This window comes from Rhizobium sp. NLR22b, assembly GCF_019685295.1.
In the GTDB taxonomy this organism is placed as follows: Bacteria; Pseudomonadota; Alphaproteobacteria; order Rhizobiales; family Rhizobiaceae; genus Rhizobium.
This window is the reverse complement of record NZ_JABDWM010000014.1, coordinates 31,460-48,628: the sequence shown is the minus strand read 5'-3', so window position 1 is coordinate 48,628 and position 17,169 is coordinate 31,460. Positions and strand designations below refer to the sequence as shown.

Here is a 17,169-nt window from a genome sequence, read left to right as displayed (position 1 = left end):
TCGCGGCATTACGCTGCCTGTTCTTGAAGCTTGCTGGATATGTCGAGCGCCGACATGGGTTTTCCGATCAAATAGCCTTGCAGTTGGTCGCAGCCGGCCTCCCGCAAGATCGCCGCCTGGCGGATATTCTCGATGCCTTCCGCGGTCACGGGAATCTGCAGAGCGGTCGCCAAAGCGATGGTCGCCTTGAGAACATCGGCGCCATTCGAGGCCTGGTCGAGAGCGGAGACCAGCGAGCGATCGATCTTCATCCGATCAAAGCCGAACTGCCGCAATGCGCCGATGCTTGCATAGCCGCAGCCGAAGTCGTCGAGCGCGAATTTGATACCGACCTGCTTGAGGTGATCTATCGACCGACGCGCCTGATCCGGATTGGTCATGAGGACGCCTTCGGTGATTTCCAATGTCAGGCGCCTGGGATCGAAATCGAGTTCCTGCAGGAGAGAGATCACCTCGGCGGCAAATTCCGGATTGCAGAGCTGGACCGGCGAAACGTTGACGGACAACGCTAAACCGGGCCAGTTCTTGGCGTGCTCGATCGATGTTTTCAGCATGTGACCGCCGAGAGCATCGATGAGGCCGCATCTTTCAGCAAGCGGAATGAAAATCTCCGGACTGATATTTCCTGTCGCAGTGCGCCAGCGGGCTAGCGCTTCAAGACCGGTGACAACGCCCGTCGTCGCCGAAACGAGAGGTTGGAAGACGGCTTCGATCGCGCCATTGCCGATGGCATTCTTCAACAGAGTTTCCAGTTCGGCGACCCTTTGGCGCTCCCGATCCAACTCGGGGTCGTATTCGATCGCCCGCCCTCTGCCATTTTCCTTGGCGCGGTAGAGCGCCATGTCAGCCCTGCGCAAAAGCTCCAGGGGCTCAATGTCTGCGTCACGCGCAGCAGCGCCGATGCTCGCGCCAACCTCGATCGTTCGTCCATCGATTTTGAAGGGTTCGGCAAACAGCGCCAGAATCGTCTCTTCTATCTCCTGACGCGCGACAGTTCCGACCTGGACCAGAGCGAACTCGTCGCCCCCCAACCGGGCCACGGCAACGACTTCGGGGTGGCAGGCGATCAGCGCGTTCGAGACGATCCGGATCAGATCATCCCCGACCGCATGCCCCCAGGCGTCATTGACCGCCTTGAAACCGTCGAGATCGACCAGGTAGAGCCGAGGCGGCGAAATCTCCGAGCCTTTCAGGTCTTCCAGCAGGGCGAGAAGCCCATGCCTGTTCAGGAGGCCGCTCAGGCTATCGTGGTTCGCTTCGAAAATCGCTGCTTGCGCCAGTTGACGAAGACGCCGCGCTTCGGCTGCGCCCACCAGCAGAACGCCGGCCAGGAACAGCACGAGAATGATGATAGCGGCCGCAACAAAAGGGTAGACCTGTCGGAACACGGCGCTTCCCGGCGCTTTGCTCGGCCAGACGAGATGGCCGATGACGCCACCCTTCATATCCGTGATCGGTGTGTTCAGCAGACTCGGCTCGGGCGCGGCGGCAAGGCGCAAGCCCTCGAGTTCGTGTTCGTTCGAAAGCGTGCTGAGAACGTCCGAGTTGAATTCCTTGTAGAAGCTCAGCACGCTGAGCTTCGTCGGAAGCTCGCCTTCCGCTTGATAAGGCTGGATCGGTTGTGACGCGATGAGCGCGATGCCGGTTTCCGTCTTGATGAAATTGACAACCGGCGCCTGTCCGAAATCGGTGGCCGTATTGATCTGCCGGTAGAAAGCTTCGCCGAAAAAGGCGCTCGGCTGGAAGGGCTTGCCTTTGGCATAGGCGGAGACGATCGACGAGCGGTCGGGACCGGTCACGATGGCGCCGTCGTAAAGCGGATAATCCTCGCTGGTTTTACCCCAGTTCTCATAAGCCCAATCCGCGGCGTCGGGAGATGCGATCGCCTTATAGGCATCATCCCATACGGCGTTGTCAGTCGTTGTCGCGCTCAGGCGGCTGACAAAGGCTGCGATCGCCGCGCGAGCGGCGCGGCTGGCTCTGGCATCATCGATTTCGTTCGCCGACCGCGTCATCGTGGCGACGACATGCGCCATGAGGCCGGTCAAGACGAGCGCGACGACGAGGAAGAAAACGGTTGTCGCAATGATGGAAGACGTTTGGGTTCGAACGTGCCTACCCGCAAGATTCGACGACATGCCAATCCCGAAAAGATGAACTGCAAGGTCATGTCTGTGGTGACGGCAGGAGACATCATGTCCGCAATGCGCTGCAGATAAGGTCTAGCATTTGACGATGTAGGTCTCGTTAATGGGAAAGATCAAATGCCCTCCATCCGTGAAAGAGAGGCGGTTATTTCGGGGGAAACGGATCATAATCGCCGCAAACCGGGACAGACCGCCATCGCCAAAGCCGGCTCGCAGCCGCTGTTCAGACCCTGATCACATAGTCCTTGCGAGTCGTTTCAACGACTTCCCAGGTTCCCTTGAAGCCGGGCCTCAAGATCATCCGGTCGCCCTCCCTCAGGTGGACCGGCTCACCGCCGTCCTCCGTGACGATCGAATGGCCTGACAGCAGGCTGAAATATTCCCACTCCTCGTAAACGATCCGCCACTTGCCGGGTGTCGCCTCCCAGATCCCGGAATAGAGGCCGCCGTCGCCCTCCTCCAGATTCCAGGTGCGAAATTGCGGATCACCGGAGATGATCCGAGCGGGCTCCGGCGCGCCGAACTCGGGTTCGACGTTGTCGATGTTGAAGGTGATGAAATTCGCCGCAACCATCGTGGACCTCTCCGCTGTCAGTGTCGTTTGCGGCAAGGGTCTGCGCGCGATTGTTTGAAATTTGTCTCTCGTCTCACAGGGCATTGACCGCGCTTGGGAACCTCCAGGAGCCCCTTCTCCCATCATCTTGAGCGACATTTGTGAAGGTGGCGGTTAGAATTGTCGGTGGTGCTTTCAGTTTGTGAGAGTTTTGCCTGCCTTGGCCGCGGCCGCATCTGACGCAATGCCAGGCTGATAAGGAGCCGCTTGAAATAGGGGCTATCTTGGCGCGGCCGAACGCAGGTCCGGTCGCCGCTCTGTCACTCCGACGGGGACGACTGTCAGAGCAGCGATACCCGCTTCATCGGCTGCAAGCAGAAGCGCCTCGCGGAATCGTTCCGGGCTAATTTTCCCGGTAATTGCATCGACACAGGCTTTTACGGCAGCGACGTATTCCTCGCCGTCATCAGAAGGCCAATCGTTGATCAGGAGATGCGCCGCATCGCCGAGCGTCCGGACGATCTTGCGTGTTGCCGGACCGCGCAAAGCAAGCGCGACCGGCGTGAATGCCGATGATGTATTCCAGCACATCGTCCCCGACCCCTCAAAGGCATGGTTACTGCAATCCTAACCGCGCAACATACGCTTGTTTTCTGAAATTTGGAATTGAAAACTGAGCAATAAAACTGCTTCAACGTGAAGTAGCGGAGACTAAAGAAAGGGGCTCAGGGACCTCCTGTCCGGGCGTCCTGAGGCCCGGCGATATGGGTCGCGCTGATTACGAGGACAGCAATTGATACGACCGATTTGCAACCGGTCGCCACCGAAGTGCAGCCGCTCAGCGTTTGGCACGAAGCCCATGGCCGCCATCATGGACCTGTCAGTGCGTGTGGGTACTGGTCACTCTGACATAATAGCCGTCGGGATCGATAAGGCGAAAGTCACGCAGTCCCCAAGGCTGCACGGCGAGGGCGGAAAGTGGCCAGCCGCTCTCGTCCGCCTTGCGATAGGCATCCTCGACATCAGCGACCTTCAGGACGATCTCGACGCCGAGGCCGACCCTGTCGCCAATTTCGCCGCGTAACGGATGATCGCTCGAAAGGACGCTTCGCGAATTGATCGCGATGGCGGCGTCGCCGTTTCTCAACATCGCATATTCCGTGCTCGTCGAGCCCTCGACTTCAAAGCCCAGGACTCGCTGATAGAAATCAATCGATGTCCGGGGCGTTTGGACAAACAACTCCAACGTCAGGTGCAACTGCGCCTCCCTCTGCGCGAATTCTATGCTTTTACCAGAACAAGCGGACGAACCGCCGCACTGGAACGGCCAAACTTCAACTGCCTGGTCCGGATCAAACACGCTGCCGCCGCAATTCGCGAAGGACTCGTTCAATTCCCTGTTCCACCGTCAGCTTCGATGTGTCGAGAATTTCGCATCCGTATGTCGCTGCTTCGTGCCGTAGGAAGGCGGCCCAGTTCATCATATCCGGATTTGCCAACTCAGGCTGGCCTCGATCAATCGAAAGGCGCCGGGCTCGGGTGTCGTCGTCGCAATCGATCAGGAGGCAGGAATGCGAACCGATCCCGGCACGTTCGGCAGCTTCGGCCAGAAAGGAAAAACGCGACTGCCCCTCGAACAGGACGCTACGTCCTTCTGCCAGGAGCGGCGACAGTCGCGATATCCATGCGAAAGTGGCCGCTCTCTGCCATTCTTCGACGGAGCCGAATTGGTCAACCATCTCTTGCATAGGCGGAGCGCCGATGCTGTCCTTGTAAAAGACTTCGATCTCCTGCCCGTGCCGGCGTCCGACAGCCTCAGCAATGGTAGTTTTCCCGGCTCCCGATGCGCCGGTGAGAATGACGAGTGGCATGAATGTTCCCGCAATGGCGGCCAGCAGAAGGCATCCGCAAGGCGGCGCTGGTTGTATTTCGACAATGATCGTCTGCGAAATTACAACGTTTGCTGCGAAGGACAATCAGATCTTCGAGAGCGCCTGCTCAAGATCGGCGATGATGTCGTTAACGTCCTCGATGCCGATGGAAAGCCGCACCACGTCGGGTCCGGCGCCGGCGGCGATTTTCTGCTCGTCGCTCAGTTGCCGGTGCGTCGTCGAGGCCGGATGAATGACGAGCGAGCGGGTGTCGCCGATATTGGCCAGATGGGAGAAGAGCTCAAGTCCTTCGACCAGAGTCTTGCCAGCCTCATAACCGCCCCGGATGCCGAAGGTGAAGACGGAGCCTGCGCCCTTCGGCGAATAACGCTGCTGCAGGGCATGGTTCGGATCGTCTTCAAGGCCGGCATAATTCACCCAAGCGATCTTGCTGTGCGCCTTCAGCCACCGGGCGACAGCGATGGCATTGTCGCTGTGGCGCTGCATTCTGAGCGGCAGCGTCTCGATGCCGGTCAGAATCAGGAAGGCATTGAAGGGCGAAATCGCCGGGCCGAGGTCGCGCAGGCCGAGCACGCGGGCAGCGATCGCAAAGGCGAAATTGCCGAAAGTCGCGTGCAGCACCATGCCGTTATATTCCGGTCGCGGGCTAGACAGCATCGGGTAATTGCCTGACTTCGACCAGTCGAAGGTGCCGCCGTCGACGATAAGGCCGCCCATGGAGTTGCCGTGGCCGCCGAGAAATTTCGTCAGCGAGTGCACGACGATATCGGCGCCGTGCTCGATCGGACGGATGAGATAGGGTGTTGCCATCGTGTTGTCGACGATCAGCGGCAGGCCGTGGCGATGAGCGACGTCGGCAATAGCGGCGATATCGACGAAAGTGCCGCCCGGATTGGCAAGGCTTTCGATGAAGATGCCGCGGGTCTTGTCGTCGATCTGGCTTTCGAAGCTCGCCGGATCGGCGGAATCGGCCCAGCGCACCTGCCAGCCGAAATTCTCGAAAGCATGGCCGAACTGATTGATCGAGCCGCCATAGAGCTTGCGGGCGGCGATAAAATTTTCGCCCGGGCGCATGATGGTGTGGAAGACGATCATCTGCGCCGCGTGGCCGGAGGCGACGGCAAGGGCCGCCGTACCGCCCTCGAGCGCGGCGACGCGTTCCTCGAGCACGGCCTGCGTCGGGTTCATGATGCGGGTGTAAATATTACCGAAGGCCTGCAGGCCGAAGAGGGCGGCGGCATGGTCGGAATCGTTGAAGACGAAAGCGGTCGTCTGGTAGATCGGCGTCACCCGTGCGCCGGTCGCTGGGTCGGGCTGTGCGCCTGCGTGGATCGCCAAGGTGTTGAATCCAGGATCGTTCTTGGCCATGTCGCCCTCCGAATTGTTGATCACGAGGCAGGATCATAGCTTGTCGCCGACAAAAGTTAATCGCGATCCGTTTCAACCCTTGGGCGTTCGATGGAAAATCCCTCTCAGGGCAGCCCTGCTCAGGCAATGAGACGGGGATATTCGATCGCCGGGCAACGGTTCATCACCACTCTAATGCCGGCAGCCTCCGCTTTTGCCGCCGCGGCATCGTCGCGGACGCCAAGCTGAGCCCAGATGACCTTCGGTAGCGGCCTCAGCGCCAACGCCTCGTTAACGACCCCATCGAGATATTCGGCGGCGCGAAAGACGTCGACCATATCGATCGGCACCGGAACGTCGGCAAGCCGGGCATAGACGGTGCGGCCTTGGATCTGTTTGCCCGCCTGCCCCGGATTGACGGGTATGACCTCATAGCCGCGCGACAGCAGATAGCCCATGACGCCGTTGCTCGGCCGCGCCGGATTGGGCGAGGCACCGGTCAGGGCGATGGTCTTTACCGATTGCAGGATTCCGGTGAGATAATCATCCGTGTAGGCGTCATGATCCATTTCCATTTCTCCATTCCGGGAATGCCTTTGAGCCCGCCGGCATTTTTTGGCATGTCGACAAAACCGGCTGCACGTGTTTTGCGTATATAGGAGTTGAATGGCTCTGAGGATGATTCAATGAGAAATATTGCTCTTGCCCTCACGCTTGTGCTCGCCGCGTCACCCGCAGCGGCGATTTCGCGCTACAACCCGCTCACCATGAGCTGCGCCAGCGTGCGGGCGGCCATCCACAATCAGGGCGCCGTCATCTTCCGCTACCAATCTCCCCGCGGGCTACCGCTTTATGATCGCTACGTCCGCAACAGCAATTATTGTGACGCAACCGATTATGCGGAGTGGACCCATATCCCGTCAAAGGACGATCCCCGCTGCCCGGTTCTGAACTGCCAAAACCTAGACAACCTTGACGGGATGCTCTTCATTCCGAATCATCAGCTCTGACGTTGCCGCCGTCACGCCTCCTCCCGGCCGCCGTTCGCCTTCTCTGCTTGCAAACAAGCTTTGAGCTCAATCGCGCGCTGCGATTTCCCCTAGATTATACAATCTGAAGCTTCTTTTTTGTGTATATCAAAGTTATAGAATAATATCTGTATTTCAGCAGCATAGAAAGATCCGCTTCGGATTTCCCCCAGCATTTTTCCCCTTATGTTCTCCGTAAGAGCCATATATGTTCTCTCGTCCATTAGAAACATCTCATAGTTGAGAAGATCGCCTGGATTGAACGCATATCGCGCGCACGTAAAACTTGTCGTCAGAGCCCGACATTGTCTGCATATTGAAAGGATGCTATGGGAACCGAAAACGCATCCGCGACCGCGGCAATGCATTTTCGTGCAAATATCAGTTGTCTTTCCAGAATTCTGCCCCGTCGGGGCGAGGCGCTTCGCCTTCCTCCGCAGCACCGGATTTATCCCTTGCCTCTCGACGTCATCCTGCTCGTTCTGTTCGGTGCGTTGCTGCATGCGACATGGAACGCGATCGTCAAAGCGGGAAGCGACAAATCCCTGGATGCGGCGTTGATTTCGGCCGGCGGCGCGGTGTCCGCGCTGCCGTTTCTGGCATTTCTGCCGTTGCCGCAGAGCGCAGCCTGGCCGTTCATCGGCGCCTCGGCCATCCTGCAGTTCGCCTATTTCCAGCTGGTTGCCGCCGCCTACCGAGCCGGTGATATCGGCCTCGTCTATCCGCTGATGCGTGGTTGCGCGCCGTTGCTGGTCGCCGCGACAAGCGGTGTCGTCCTGCGCGAAAATCTTTCCGGCGCCGCTCTTGCCGGCACCATGACGATTTCAGCCGGCGTCCTGACGCTCGCCCTGGAGGCTCGGCGCAGCAGCGGCCACGCGGTCGCCTTCTCCATTGCCAATGCTTTCGTCATCGCCAGCTACACTTATGTTGACGGCGTCGGCGCTCGTCTTTCAGGCAATGCGGTTTCCTATACGTTGTGGATGTCGCTGCTGCCGCCGATACTGCTACTTGCCTGGGCGGCGTCGCAGCGCGGCAGCTTGACGGTGCTGCGTCACGTTCGCCGCAACTGGTGGCGCGGCCTGATCGGCGGCGCGGGATCAATTGCATCCTATGGACTGGCACTTTGGGCGATGACGAAGGCGCCGGTGGCGACCGTTGCTGCACTGCGGGAAACTTCGATCCTCTTTGCCCTGGTGCTCTCGGTTGTCGTATTCAAGGAAAAAGCCGGCATCTGGCGTTACGTCGCTGGCGTCGTCATCGCGATCGGCGTGCTGGTTCTGAAACTCGCCTGATCATTCGCCCTTCCATTCCGGCTTGCGCTTGCCGAGAAAGGCGCCGATCCCTTCCTGCGCGTCCTGCGTCAGCATGTTGTCCACCATCACCTTGGCGGCATAATCATAGGCCGCCTCCACTGGTAGTTCGAGCTGCCCATAAAACGCTTCCTTGCCAATTTTCAGGATCAGTGGCGATTTGCCGGCAATCACGGCGGCATATTTGGAAACGACCTGCGCCAGATACTGCTTCGGCACGATGCGGTTGACGAGGCCGAAATCCTTGGCGGTCGAGGCGTCGATCGTCTCACCGGTCAAGAGCATCTCCATAGCCTGCTTACGGTGCGCGGCACGGGAAACGGCCACCATTGGCGTCGAACAGAACAGGCCGATATTGACACCCGGCGTGCAGAACGTCGAAGTGTCGGTGCAGATCGCCAGATCGCACGAGGCGACGAGCTGACAGCCCGCAGCCGTTGCAAGCCCATCGACCTCGGCGATAACAGGTTTTGGCAGATGCGCGATCTTCAGCATCAAATCGGCGCAGAGCCGGAAGCTTTTCTCGAAAAAAGCGGCGCCCTGATCTTCGTCAACGCGATGGGCCGTGAGTTCCTTGAGGTCATGGCCGGCGGAAAAGACGACGCCGGTGGAGGCGATGACGATGACGCGCACATCCAAATCGGCCTGCGCCTTTTCGAGCTCAGCCATCAGCGCTTCGAGAAGCGCGATCGAAAGCACATTGGCCGGCGGGTCGTTAAGCACGAGCCGCAGCACGCCGTCGCGCAACGAGCGGAGCAACAATCCATCCGTCCTGTCCGCTTCCTTTCGGAAGGATACGATTTCGGCCATGATGCTGCTCCCTGCACTCGATTTTCACACATTCGTTCTGCCACAAGGCGCCGCCAATTTCGAGCAGGATCCGCCGTCGCGGTCAAAACCAGAACCATGATTTCGATCTCTCCGCCCTCGCCTTCGCAGGGGTCAGACCGATATCGCGTAGCTCGTCATCGGTGAGTTCCGACAGCTTGCGGCGGCTGCGGCGCTTTTCGAGCCGACACTCGACGGCTACCAGCAGCCGCCTGCTCCAACGCGCCGTCTCACGATGTTTCAGCCGAAGGGCGCTCAGCGGTATCTCCAAGCTTTCGTCGAATTCTATAGTCATCTCTTCATCCTTTCCTGATGGACGAAAGATGCGATGGAAGGTGCCGCGAAAGAAGCTTATGGATATTATTATATGCATAAGGATTTCTTTGGAATGGCTCTCAATCTCGACCAACTCGCAACCTTCATCAATGTCGCCGACCTCGGGAGCTTTACGGCTGCGGCCGACAAGGAAGGCGTGACGCAGCCGGCCGTCAGCCTGCAGATCAAGGGGCTCGAACAGCGGCTCGGCGTCAGGCTGATCGAGCGCGTCGGACGGCGGGCGCAACCGACGGCGGCGGGCATCGACCTGCTTTCGCATGCAAGGCGTCTGCTTCAGGAGGCAGCCGCGGCGGAAGAAGCGATGATGCCCCACAGGGATGGCGCCAGCGGCCGTGTGCGCATCGGCAGCGGCGGCACGGCATCGATCCATCTGCTTCCGCGCGCCATCTCCGCCGCCCGGAAGTCCATGCCCGGCCTCGAAATCACCGTCTCGATCGGCAATGCCGACGATATTCTGCGCGATCTGGAAGCCAACAGTCTCGACATCGCCGTCGTGGCCCTGCCGGCATCGGGACGGAACTTCGAGATCGAACCCTTTTTCGAGGAGGAATTGCTGGCTGTCGCCCCCGCGGGCAGCCCCGTGCCCAAGGGTGGACCGGACGCCGCCTTCATGCGCGACAGGACGCTGCTACTATATGAGGGCGGCAATACGAGACGGGCAATCGACGCCTGGCTGGCAGCCCCGGGCACCAGGATCCGACCGGCGATGGAGTTCGGCAGTATTGAGGCGATCAAGGAACTGGTGGCCGTGGGACTCGGCTGGTCGATCCTGCCGGGGTTGGCGGTGAAGCGCGACCGCGCCGGTCTCCTGACGGCATCGTCGCTGCGGCCGAAGCTGACACGCCGCCTTGGCATGGTTCTTCGCCGGGACAAACATCTGACACGCGGCCTTCGGGAAATGATAAAATGCCTGCGCGCTTTTGAGGATTAGCGATGGTTTTCGACCGACGGCGGGGCAAATATTCAGTTCGATTGTGGGGTATCACAACACCACACTTATAACCATTTGTTTTCATTTGTACTTTTTTCCGTCCGTCGCGAAAGCCGATATTGACCCGGTGTCACATTGCCTTTATACACCGCGCCAGAACGCAGCCTGTCCGGGCTGCTTTCTTTTTGGCAGGTTCGCGCTTGCCAATCCAAGCAACAAGAAACGCCCTTAAAGCCCTCGGGCCAAGGGTCCTAAAAGAGAGTATTCACATGGCAACCTTCTCACAGAAGCCTGCAGAGGTGGAGAAGAAGTGGGTGATCATCGACGCCGAAGGGCTGGTCGTTGGCCGTCTCGCTTCCATCATCGCTATGCGCCTGCGCGGCAAGCACAAGGCAACCTTCACACCCCACGTTGACGACGGCGACAACGTCATCGTCATCAATGCCGACAAGGTCGTTTTCACCGGCAAGAAGTATTCCGACAAGGTCTACTACTGGCACACCGGTTATGCCGGCGGCATCAAGGAACGCACCGCACGCCAGATCATCGAAGGCCGCTTCCCGGAGCGCGTCCTCGAAAAGGCCGTCGAACGCATGGTTCCGCGCGGCCCGCTCGGCCGTCGCCAGATGAAGAACCTGCGCGTCTACGCCGGCTCCAACCATCCCCATGAAGCCCAGCAGCCGGTCGCCCTCGACGTTGCCGCGCTCAACAAAAAGAACGTAAGGAGCGCCTGATCATGGCTGACCTCTCCTCCCTGAAGGATCTCGGCACGGCTTCCGAAGCTGCTGCTCCGGCCCACGTCCGCAAGGTCGATTCGCTCGGCCGCTCCTACGCCACCGGCAAGCGCAAGAACGCCGTTGCCCGCGTCTGGGTCAAGCCGGGCTCCGGCAAGATCATCGTCAACGGCAAGGAATTCGCGGAATATTTCGCGCGTCCGGTGCTGCAGATGATCCTGCGCCAGCCGATCGTCGCGGCTGCCCGTGACGGCCAGTTCGACATCGTCGCAACCGTTGCCGGCGGCGGCCTCTCCGGCCAGGCCGGCGCCGTTCGCCACGGCCTGTCCAAGGCGCTGACCTACTTCGAACCGGGCCTGCGCTCGGTGCTGAAGAAGGGCGGCTTCCTGACCCGCGACAGCCGCGTCGTCGAACGCAAGAAGTACGGCAAGGCAAAGGCCCGCCGCTCGTTCCAGTTCTCCAAGCGTTAATCGCTTCGGACAGACGGAATTTGCGAAAGGCCGGGAAAACCCGGCCTTTTTCTTTGGGTGTTTGATGAATCCCGGGAAGCGCCTGCCGGTCGCCATTGCCGCACTCCGGTTCTGCTGGTAAAAATCCGACAAAACGCTTCGCGAACGAGCGGAGCGGCAATCAAGGTCGCATCATGGGAACAACCAAGTCCGCAGACAACTAAGCCGCAACAACTTTGCGCTGTTGTTGCGGCATCTGTCCAGCAAATCCGATACTGATGAAAGACAGATCGCCGCCGAATGAAAATCATTTGAGCGGACCTTACCCATGTCTTATCCGAAAATTCCGTCGTGGAATTACTCCGTGCCGGCAAGCTTGTTGCTGATCGCCCCTTTCGACGTCCTGGCGTCGCTTGCCATGGACATCTATCTCCCGGTCGTGCCGACGATGCCCCAGGCACTTGGCACCTCGCCTGAAGTCATCCAGTTGACCCTCAGCCTCTACATGCTTGTGCTCGGCGTCGGCCAGATTGTCTTTGGTCCGATCTCCGATATCGTCGGGCGACGGCCCGTGCTGATCGGCGGGGCGGCACTCTTTGCCCTTGCGTCCTTTCTGCTTGCCGGGGCCTCATCCGCACTTCTCTTCGTGGCCTTGCGATTGTTGCAGGCGATCGGCGCCTCGGCGGCTCTTGTCGCCACCTTCGCAACAGTGCGCGACGTCTACGCCGAACGGCCGGAAAGCAGCGTGATCTATAGCCTGCTCGGTTCGCTGCTATCGCTTGTGCCTGCGTTCGGGCCGGTCGTCGGCGCGGTGATTGCCGACCACTATGGGTGGCGAGCCATCTTTCTCGTCATCGGCCTGCTTTCGATCGTTGCCATTCTCAATGCCGGCATGCGGTGGCATGAAACCCGCCCCGCTGCGGCGACGACAACCATCGCCATACGCCCGATCCTCGCGAGCCTGCCCTTCTGGATCTACACGACCGGTTTCAGCGCGGCGATGGGAGCCTTCTTCGTCTTCTTCTCGACCGCACCCCGTATCCTGATCGATCGGGCCGGCTTTTCCGGCATCACCTTCAGCTTCATCTTTGCCTCGGTGGCCTTGGTGATGATCGTGACGGCGCGTTTTGCCAAGCGCTTCGTCACACGCTGGGGCATCACAGGCAGCCTCGCAAGAGGCATGACGTTGCTGCTTGTCGGCGCGGTAACGCTTGCTATGGGAGAGATGTTTCTGCAGGCACCCCTTATCGGCCTCATCCTGCCGATGTGGATCATCGCGATCGGCATTGTCTTTGCGACAGCCGTCACGGCAAATGGTGCGCTTGCGGCTTTCGGCGATACCGCGGGAACAGCCGTGGCGCTCTACTTCTGTGTCGAAAGCCTGCTGGTCGTTGCAGGCACATTGTTCGTGGTTCTGCTCGACGGGAACACAGCCTGGCCACTCGCTGCCTATACCGGCGCGGCAGCGCTGATAACGTTGGCCGGATTGCGTCAGCTAGCGCGGAAGGCCGCCTGAGGAATTTGCCACGGAATGGCGGCAGCTTAAAACGCAGAGCGGCCGTCAAGCGAGGCATCGCTTGAAATCTCGGCGCACCTCGCCTACCCCTTACCTACCCCGAACCGAACATCAGTTCCTTTCGGGGCAGGATCAGGCGGTTTGGTCGTGACGGTGGCCAGGCAATATAAGGTCGACATCGAACGCGACTACGTTGGCGCCCACAGAGAAGGAGCCCCCCTTGGCGAACAAGACCATTGATCACGCCTTCACGGCGACCAGCCTCACCTCCGCCGCCAGCGACCCGACCTTTGCCGGCGCGCTGTCCTTCATGCGCCGCCGCTTCACCAAGGAGCTTGCCGGCGTCGATGTCGCCGTCTGGGGCATCCCCTTCGATGCCGCCACATCGAACAGGCCGGGCACGCGCTTCGGCCCGCAGGCGATCCGGCGTGCCTCGGCGATATTCGACAATGATGCGCAATATCCCTTCAACCGCGACCTGTTTGCCGACATGGCGGTGATCGACTATGGCGATTGCCTGCTCGACTACGGCAATCATCAGGACACACCTGGTGCCATCGAACGCCAGGCCAACGCGATCCTCGACAGCGGCGCCTTTCTGCTGACGCTCGGCGGCGATCACTACGTCACATGGCCGCTGCTGAAAGCCCATGCGGCAAAACACGGGCCTCTCGCACTCGTGCAGTTCGACGCTCACCAGGATACCTGGTTCGACGAAGAGCGGCGCATCGACCACGGCTCCTTCGTGGCGCGGGCCGTGCGCGAAGGTATCATCGATCCTGACCGCTCGATCCAGATCGGCATCCGCACCCATGCGCCGGAGGATTGCGGCCTCAATATTCTCTATGGTCATCAGGTCGAAGACATGAATGCCGGCGACATCGCCTCGGCGATCATCTCTCATACGCGCGGCGCCCCTGCCTATCTCACCTTCGATATCGATTGCCTGGATCCGGCCTTTGCGCCAGGTACCGGCACGCCAGTTGCCGGCGGACCGTCGAGCGCCAAAATCCTCTCGGTGCTGCAGCGCCTGCACCAGCTCGATATCCGCGGCGCCGACGTGGTCGAAGTGTCGCCGCCCTACGACCATGCCGATATCACCGCCATTGCGGGGGCAACGGTGGCAATGTATATGCTTGGCCTTCATGCCGAGCGACGCGCCATTGCGGCCTCACAAGGCTGATTTATCATCGTTCAAATTGAATCCGGAAATCCTCAGAACCCATTGAAAGCGCAGGTCTAACATGGCACCGAAAATCTTCATCGATGGCGAACACGGCACAACGGGTCTGCAGATCCGCACGCGCATGGCCGGCCGCCGCGATGTCGAGCTTCTGTCCATTCCCGAGGCCGAGCGGCGCAACGCCGCCATGCGCGAAGACATGCTGAACGGCGCCGATATCGCCATTCTGTGCCTGCCCGACGACGCGTCGAAGGAAGCGGTCCAGATGCTGTCGGGCAACAACAACGTCCGCGTCATCGACACCTCCACGGCCTTCCGCGTCAATCCCGCCTGGGCCTACGGCTTTGCCGAAATGGACGACGCACAGGCCGACAGGATCAAGGCCGCCCGCTTCGTCTCGAACCCCGGCTGCTATCCCACAGGCGCGATCGGGCTTATCCGGCCGCTGCGCGCCGCCGGCATCCTGCCGGACGGCTATCCGGTGACGGTCAACGCGGTCTCCGGTTATACCGGCGGCGGCAAGCAGATGATCGCGCAGATGGAAAACCCGGATCATCCGGATGCGATCACCGCGCCGCATTTCCTCTACGGCCTGCCGCTCACCCACAAACACGTGCCGGAGATGACCGCACATGGCCTGCTCGACCGAGCCCCGATCTTTTCGCCGTCGGTCGGCAAGTTCGCGCAGGGCATGATCGTACAGGTGCCGCTGCATCTCGGCGATCTCGCCGAGGGCGCGACGATGGAAAGCATTCACGCGGCACTGGTTGCCCATTATGCCGGACAGGACATCGTCACGGTCGTGCCGCTCGCCGAAAGCAAGGCGCTCCCCCGCGTCAACGCCGTCGAACTGGAGGGCAAGGACACGATGAAGCTCTTCGTCTTCGGTACGCCGGGTGGTTCCCAGGTCAATCTGGTGGCGCTGCTCGACAACCTCGGCAAGGGCGCCTCGGGTGCTGCCGTGCAGAACATGGACCTGATGCTCGCCAGCTGAGGCCACGATGCTGGATAGGCTTGTCGCCGATATGCAGGCGTGGTTTGCCGCCGCCCTACCCGGTCACGGCATTTATGCGCTGATGGCGTTTGCCTTGATCGCCGGGCTAGCTCGCGGCTTTTCCGGTTTCGGCGCAGCGTTGATCTTCGTCCCGCTCGGCGGTGCCATCGTCGGGCCGAAGCTGGTCTCGCCGATCCTGCTCGTCATCGACGGCATCGCCACACTGGGGATGATCCCACCCGCCTGGCGCGACGCCAACCGGTCCGAGGTCTTCGTCATGGCGGCCGGTGCGGCACTCGGCGTCCCGACCGGCACGGCGCTGCTGGCGCTGCTCGACCCGACGCTGCTGCGCTGGAGCATCACGATCATCGCCATCTGTCTGCTCGCGCTTCTCGTATCGGGATGGCGCTACCACGGCGCGCCGTTCGCGCCGCTCGGCAGCGGCGTCGGCCTGATTGCCGGACTTTTCAGCGGCGCCGCGCAGCTCGGCGGGCCGCCTGTCGTCGCCTATTGGCTCGGCGGCAAGACCGACTTCGCGCGTGTCAGAGCGAATGTCGTGCTGTATTTCTCGATCTCGTCGGTGTTCAGCGCCATCAGCTATTATGTCGGAGGACTGTTCGTGCCCGCCGTGTTCGCGCTCACCGTCGTCGTCCTGCCGAGTTATGCGCTGGGTCTCTATGGCGGCTCGAAACTGTTCGGGCTTGCCGAGGAACGGACCTTCCGCATCGCCTGCTACGTGCTGATCGCGGCCGCTGCCGTTATCGGCATGCCGCTGCTCGACGGCGTGCTGCGTTAGAACGAAAGGCCTCTCGCTTCAATCGCGTTCGGTGATCATCGTCTCGTGCGGGTATTCGCCGTAAAAGCCGCGCCAGTTGGCGACGGCGAAACCAAATACAACAAGCGCGCCGGCCTGGTGCAGCAGGCCCCAGTGAAGCGGCACCTGCATCAGCAGCGTGGCAATGCCGATTGCCGCCTGAACGGTCACCAGCGCGAAAAGCAGGACGGCGCGGCGGGCATGGGTGGTCCAGGGTGCGGCGCGAAGGGCGATCACCATGTTAATGAGCACCATTGCGAAGAGCGTATAGGCGCCGATGCGGTGGATGAACTGCACGGTTTTCGGATTCTCGAAGGCATTTATCCAGAAGGGCTGCTGAATCAGCAGATCGGAGGGAATGAGGGCGCCATCCATCAGCGGCCAGGTATTGTAGGAAAAACCGGCATCGAGTCCCGCCACCAGGGCGCCGAGATAGATCTGGAACAGCGCGAAAACAGCGATTGCGGCAGCGAAGCCGCGCGAACTGCGTGCCGGCGCCGGATCGTTGGAGTGCGGCGACAGCCCGCGCATGATCCACATGCAGCCGGCAAAGATCAGGCAGGCCATGACGAGATGCGTCGCCAGCCGGTACTGACTGACGTCGGTGCGAACGGAAAGGCCTGAGGACACCATCCACCAGCCGATGAAACCCTGCAGACCGCCGAGCGCCAGGATGCAGACGAGCGGCCAGCGCAGGCGTTTCTCAATCCGCCCCGTCAGCCAGAAATAGAGGAGCGGCAGCGCGAAGATCACGCCGATGCCGCGGGCGATCAGCCGGTGCGCCCATTCCCACCAGAAGATGTTTTTGAACTCGTCGACGCTCATGGAACTGTTCAACTGCTGAAATTCGGGAATACGCTGGTAGAGGCGGAACTCCTCTTCCCATTCCGCGGCTGTCAGCGGCGGAATGACGCCGTGGATCGGCTTCCACTCGGTGATCGACAGACCGGAATTGGTCAACCGCGTTGCCCCTCCAACGAGCACGAGACAAAAGAGCGCCAAAAGCACAAAGCCGAGCCACAGCCGCAATGCGCGCCGGTTGCGGTTCTGCTTGCGTACTTCGCTCAGGATCGCCTGTTCCGTGGTGAGGTTCGCGACGGCCATGAT

Annotated in this window: 19 protein-coding genes; 9 read left to right on the top strand and 10 right to left on the bottom strand. The window is 60.6% G+C overall.

What is annotated here, in order from left to right; all coding sequences use genetic code 11:
- Positions 1 to 8 precede the first annotated feature (8 nt).
- The 7 genes from HJC00_RS21795 to HJC00_RS21765 all read right to left on the bottom strand — a co-directional run bounded on the left by HJC00_RS21795 (position 9) and on the right by HJC00_RS21765 (position 6,508).
- On the bottom strand, positions 9 to 2,138 hold the full coding sequence (locus tag HJC00_RS21795) for a bifunctional diguanylate cyclase/phosphodiesterase (protein ID WP_221164588.1): 2,130 nt from the start codon (positions 2,136 to 2,138) through the stop codon (positions 9 to 11).
- A gap of 232 nt (positions 2,139 to 2,370) precedes the next feature.
- Entirely contained in the window at positions 2,371 to 2,721 is a 351-nt protein-coding gene (locus HJC00_RS21790) for a cupin domain-containing protein (protein WP_221164587.1), read from the bottom strand.
- A gap of 258 nt (positions 2,722 to 2,979) precedes the next feature.
- Complete coding sequence (locus HJC00_RS21785) at positions 2,980 to 3,291, bottom strand: DUF982 domain-containing protein (RefSeq protein ID WP_210628311.1); 312 nt, start codon at positions 3,289 to 3,291, stop codon at positions 2,980 to 2,982.
- A gap of 289 nt (positions 3,292 to 3,580) precedes the next feature.
- Complete coding sequence (locus tag HJC00_RS21780) at positions 3,581 to 3,958, bottom strand: glyoxalase/bleomycin resistance/extradiol dioxygenase family protein (RefSeq protein WP_210631650.1); 378 nt, start codon at positions 3,956 to 3,958, stop codon at positions 3,581 to 3,583.
- Between the two features lie 94 nt (positions 3,959 to 4,052).
- Positions 4,053 to 4,571 carry an AAA family ATPase gene (locus HJC00_RS21775; protein WP_221164586.1) on the bottom strand — a complete coding sequence of 173 codons (519 nt, stop codon included), beginning with the start codon at positions 4,569 to 4,571 and terminating at the stop codon, positions 4,053 to 4,055.
- A gap of 105 nt (positions 4,572 to 4,676) precedes the next feature.
- Positions 4,677 to 5,960, bottom strand: coding sequence for an O-acetylhomoserine aminocarboxypropyltransferase (locus HJC00_RS21770; RefSeq protein ID WP_210628313.1), 1,284 nt, complete (start codon positions 5,958 to 5,960; stop codon positions 4,677 to 4,679).
- Between the two features lie 119 nt (positions 5,961 to 6,079).
- Complete coding sequence (locus HJC00_RS21765; RefSeq protein WP_221147478.1) at positions 6,080 to 6,508, bottom strand: CoA-binding protein; 429 nt, start codon at positions 6,506 to 6,508, stop codon at positions 6,080 to 6,082.
- Positions 6,509 to 6,625: 117 nt separating this feature from the next.
- Here HJC00_RS21765 and HJC00_RS21760 point away from each other — a divergent pair, with 117 nt between their 5' ends.
- Together HJC00_RS21760 and HJC00_RS21755 are read left to right on the top strand one after the other, a co-directional pair.
- Positions 6,626 to 6,949: a hypothetical protein gene (locus HJC00_RS21760; RefSeq protein ID WP_210628315.1), complete on the top strand. Its 324-nt coding sequence runs from the start codon at positions 6,626 to 6,628 to the stop codon at positions 6,947 to 6,949.
- A gap of 473 nt (positions 6,950 to 7,422) precedes the next feature.
- Positions 7,423 to 8,259, top strand: coding sequence for an EamA family transporter (locus tag HJC00_RS21755; protein ID WP_221147479.1), 837 nt, complete (start codon positions 7,423 to 7,425; stop codon positions 8,257 to 8,259).
- Here HJC00_RS21755 and HJC00_RS21750 read toward each other — a convergent pair whose 3' ends face one another.
- Both HJC00_RS21750 and HJC00_RS21745 read right to left on the bottom strand, forming a co-directional pair.
- Positions 8,260 to 9,087, bottom strand: coding sequence for an enoyl-CoA hydratase (locus HJC00_RS21750; RefSeq protein ID WP_221147480.1), 828 nt, complete (start codon positions 9,085 to 9,087; stop codon positions 8,260 to 8,262).
- An 82-nt stretch (positions 9,088 to 9,169) separates the two neighbouring features.
- The gene (locus HJC00_RS21745; protein WP_221147481.1) at positions 9,170 to 9,400 is read right to left on the bottom strand and encodes a DUF1127 domain-containing protein; all 231 of its coding nucleotides are present in this window, start codon (positions 9,398 to 9,400) and stop codon (positions 9,170 to 9,172) included.
- Positions 9,401 to 9,472: 72 nt separating this feature from the next.
- On the opposite strand from HJC00_RS21745, the gene HJC00_RS21740 reads away from it, so the two are divergent.
- The 7 genes from HJC00_RS21740 to HJC00_RS21710 all read left to right on the top strand — a co-directional run bounded on the left by HJC00_RS21740 (position 9,473) and on the right by HJC00_RS21710 (position 16,044).
- Positions 9,473 to 10,372 carry a LysR family transcriptional regulator gene (locus HJC00_RS21740; protein WP_221147482.1) on the top strand — a complete coding sequence of 300 codons (900 nt, stop codon included), beginning with the start codon at positions 9,473 to 9,475 and terminating at the stop codon, positions 10,370 to 10,372.
- Positions 10,373 to 10,641: 269 nt separating this feature from the next.
- Positions 10,642 to 11,106, top strand: a complete 465-nt coding sequence (gene rplM, locus HJC00_RS21735) for a 50S ribosomal protein L13 (protein WP_012483399.1) — start codon at positions 10,642 to 10,644, stop codon at positions 11,104 to 11,106.
- A 2-nt stretch (positions 11,107 to 11,108) separates the two neighbouring features.
- Positions 11,109 to 11,576, top strand: coding sequence for a 30S ribosomal protein S9 (gene rpsI / locus HJC00_RS21730; protein ID WP_009995734.1), 468 nt, complete (start codon positions 11,109 to 11,111; stop codon positions 11,574 to 11,576).
- 307 nt (positions 11,577 to 11,883) lie between these two features.
- Positions 11,884 to 13,071: a CmlA/FloR family chloramphenicol efflux MFS transporter gene (gene cml / locus HJC00_RS21725; protein WP_210628320.1), complete on the top strand. Its 1,188-nt coding sequence runs from the start codon at positions 11,884 to 11,886 to the stop codon at positions 13,069 to 13,071.
- Between the two features lie 220 nt (positions 13,072 to 13,291).
- Positions 13,292 to 14,254 (top strand): agmatinase, encoded by a 963-nt coding sequence (speB, locus tag HJC00_RS21720; RefSeq protein WP_210628321.1) that lies wholly within the window; start codon positions 13,292 to 13,294, stop codon positions 14,252 to 14,254.
- A gap of 61 nt (positions 14,255 to 14,315) precedes the next feature.
- The gene (gene argC, locus HJC00_RS21715; protein ID WP_210628322.1) at positions 14,316 to 15,248 is read left to right on the top strand and encodes an N-acetyl-gamma-glutamyl-phosphate reductase; all 933 of its coding nucleotides are present in this window, start codon (positions 14,316 to 14,318) and stop codon (positions 15,246 to 15,248) included.
- 7 nt (positions 15,249 to 15,255) lie between these two features.
- A complete protein-coding gene (locus HJC00_RS21710; protein ID WP_210628323.1) occupies positions 15,256 to 16,044 on the top strand; it encodes a sulfite exporter TauE/SafE family protein in 789 nt (262 codons plus the stop codon).
- A gap of 18 nt (positions 16,045 to 16,062) precedes the next feature.
- Here the strand turns inward: HJC00_RS21710 and HJC00_RS21705 are convergent, their stop codons facing one another.
- Entirely contained in the window at positions 16,063 to 17,166 is a 1,104-nt protein-coding gene (locus HJC00_RS21705) for a COX15/CtaA family protein (protein WP_221164585.1), read from the bottom strand.
- Positions 17,167 to 17,169 lie beyond the last annotated feature (3 nt).